This is a genomic window from Salmonella sp. SJTUF15570 (assembly GCF_043357055.1).
In the GTDB taxonomy this organism is placed as follows: domain Bacteria; phylum Pseudomonadota; class Gammaproteobacteria; order Enterobacterales; family Enterobacteriaceae; genus Salmonella; species Salmonella enterica.
Genome location: NZ_JBEUKJ010000032.1, coordinates 1 through 2,748, shown reverse-complemented (window position 1 = coordinate 2,748; position 2,748 = coordinate 1). Strand labels below are relative to the sequence as shown.

Sequence of the window (2,748 nt, the reverse complement as noted above, 5' to 3'; positions counted from 1 at the left end):
TTTACAAAAAATAATAAAAAGCATTATTTTAATTTTAGAACAAATCTTTTTAATTCTGAGTCGAGATGGATTAGTATTAACTTCTTGAGGGATAAGTAATGAATGACTTTAATCCAATTTCTCAAGGTGGATCTACCTCTGGTAGTTCGGCCTCTTATAATCCAAATCCAAATTATTCTTTAATAAATAATCGGGTGGAGAAATACTCAGATAAGATAGGGACTGGTGATGATGCAAAAAGTAGTGTTGTTTGGTTTGTCATAACATTTACATTGACTATGTATGCATGTTTAATATCTGCACTTGTTATTGTTGATATCTTTAACAATAAAGGTGTCAATATTCTTAATAATATAAAAGAATCATGGGCTGTTTTTACGCCAATAATAACATTATCCCTAGGTTATATGTTTGGTAGGGTTGAGGCATCGCATGCGGCCAACAAAGAAAGTGTAAAACCCATAAACAAGGATTAATTATTTCTTATTTTTTGAGAGAAGGATAGGAATATGTTCATTCATGAACTTGATGGCTTGCTTTATCGTTAGGGGGAGGTAAGACATGCAAGGATCCTCTTGAGATCCTTTTTTTCTGCGCGTAATCTTATTCCCTGTAAACGAAAAAACCGCCTTGGCAGGCGGTTTTTCGAAGGTTCTCAGAGCTACCAACTCTTTGAGCCGAGGTAACTGGCTTGGAGGAGCGCAGTCACCAAAACTTGTTTTTTCAGTTTAGCCTTAACAGGTGCATGACTTCAAGATTTACTCCTCCATGACAGTTACCAATGGCTGCTGCCAGTGGCGTTAAGACGTGTCTTACCGGGTTGGATTCAAGACGATAGTTACCGGATAAGGCGCAGCAGTCGGGCTGAACGGGGGGTTCGTGCACACAGCCCAGCTTGGAGCGAACGACCTACACCGGGCCGAGATACCAACAGCGTGAGCTATGAGAAAGCGCCACGCTTCCCGAAGGGAGAAAGGCGGACAGGTATCCGGTAAGCGGCAGGGTCGGAACAGGAGAGCGCACGAGGGAGCTTCCGGGGGGAAACGCCTGGTATCTTTATAGTCCTGTCGGGTTTCGCCACCTCTGGCTTGAGCGTCGATTTTTGTGATGCTCGTCAGGGGGGCGGAGCCTATGGAAAAACGCCTGCGGCGCTGGCTTCTTCCGGTGCTTTGCTTTTTGCTCACATGTTCTTTCCGGCTTTATCCCCTGATTCTGTGGATAACCGTATTACCACTTTTGAGTGTGCTGACACCGCTCGCCGCAGTCGAACGACCGAGCGTAGCGAGTCAGTGAGCGAGGAAGCGGAAGAGCGCCTTATGTGACATTTTCTCCTTACGCTCCTCTATGCCGTTCTGCATCCTGTCCGGATGCGTTATATCCCGGTGCGATTTTCCGCTTCAAAGCGTGTCTGTATGCTGTTCTGAAGTTCTTCCGCGAGTTCGTGCAGCTTCTCACACTTGGCGGCCTGTTCGTCAGCATCGAGTGCGTCCAGTTTTTCGAGCAGCGTCAGGCTCTGGCTTTTTATGAATCCTGCCATGTTGAGTACGGCTTGCTGCTGCTTGTTCATCTTTTCGTTTTCTCCGTTCTGTCTGTCATCTGCGTTGTGTGATTATATCGCGTACCACTTTTCGACTGTTTTACCGCCGGTATTCTGCCGTCTGACGCTTTGACGGGTATTTCTGCCTGACAATACTGTCACTGCCAAAAAACTGCCGTGTCTTTGTCGGTAATTCGAACTTGCTGACAGGACAGGATGTGTAATTGTTATACCGCGCATGCATGCACGCTATTACAATTACCCTGGTCAGGGCTTTGCCCCGACACCCATGTCAGATACGGAGCCATGTTTTATGACAAAACGAAGTGGAAGTAATACGCGCAGGCGGGCTATCAGTCGCCCTGTTCGTCTGACGGCAGAAGAAGACCAGGAAATCAGAAAAAGGGCTGCTGAATGCGGCAAGACCGTTTCCGGTTTTTTACGGGCGGCAGCTCTCGGTAAGAAAGTTAACTCACTGACTGATGATCGGGTGCTGAAAGAAGTTATGAGACTGGGGGCGTTACAGAAAAAACTCTTTATCGACGGCAAGCGTGTCGGGGACAGGGAATATGCGGAGGTGCTGATCGCTATTACGGAGTATCACCGTGCCCTGTTATCCAGGCTTATGGCAGATTAGCTTCCCGGAGAGAAAACTGTCGAAAACAGACGGTATGAACACCGTAAGCTCCCAAAGTGATCACCATTCGCTTTCATGCATAGCTATGCAGCGAGCTGAAAACGATCCTGACGCATCCTTCCTGTTTTTCCGGGGTAAAACATCTCTTTTTGCGGTGTCTGCGTCAGAATCGCGTTCAGCGCGTTTCAGTGGTGCGTACAATTAAGGGATTATGTTAAAAGTATTGGAGTGAAGGGGATGTAACTGTTTGTTTTGATGTATAATTGTTCTGTTTTTTATTGATGAGGCAAAGGAGAGTGGGGGGATAAGTGAATTATTCGGTGGTTTTTTTAACATTGATAATAATTATACTTCTTGTGATCTTATTTCTGCTTTTAAAGCATGTTATGCATGGTCTAATTAAGTCAATGTTTTTACATAAACTTCATCGGGTTGTTGTAATGCCTGGGTTTATTGTTTTGGTTTTTTCTGTGTTGGTTATTATTGTTTATAAGATGAGATAATATGAAAATTGAAGCTGAAGTTGATGGAAAAGTGCTGGTATATTCTAGTTCTCTGACTATGAATCCTAATG

4 protein-coding genes are annotated in these 2,748 nt (G+C 44.8%); 2 read left to right on the top strand and 2 right to left on the bottom strand.

Annotation, left to right across the window (positions count from 1 at the left end):
* The first annotated feature begins 98 nt into the window (after positions 1 to 98).
* Positions 99 to 476 (top strand): hypothetical protein, encoded by a 378-nt coding sequence (locus ABVN44_RS24645; protein ID WP_000997687.1) that lies wholly within the window; start codon positions 99 to 101, stop codon positions 474 to 476.
* Between the two features lie 247 nt (positions 477 to 723).
* Here ABVN44_RS24645 and ABVN44_RS24640 read toward each other — a convergent pair whose 3' ends face one another.
* Positions 724 to 885 (bottom strand): replication initiation protein, encoded by a 162-nt coding sequence (locus ABVN44_RS24640; RefSeq protein ID WP_071702868.1) that lies wholly within the window; start codon positions 883 to 885, stop codon positions 724 to 726.
* Between the two features lie 487 nt (positions 886 to 1,372).
* Positions 1,373 to 1,567: a Rop family plasmid primer RNA-binding protein gene (locus ABVN44_RS24635; RefSeq protein WP_111225536.1), complete on the bottom strand. Its 195-nt coding sequence runs from the start codon at positions 1,565 to 1,567 to the stop codon at positions 1,373 to 1,375.
* Between the two features lie 283 nt (positions 1,568 to 1,850).
* Between ABVN44_RS24635 and mobA the strand changes: the two genes are divergently transcribed.
* Positions 1,851 to 2,174: a plasmid mobilization protein MobA gene (gene mobA / locus ABVN44_RS24630; RefSeq protein WP_000166966.1), complete on the top strand. Its 324-nt coding sequence runs from the start codon at positions 1,851 to 1,853 to the stop codon at positions 2,172 to 2,174.
* Positions 2,175 to 2,748 lie beyond the last annotated feature (574 nt).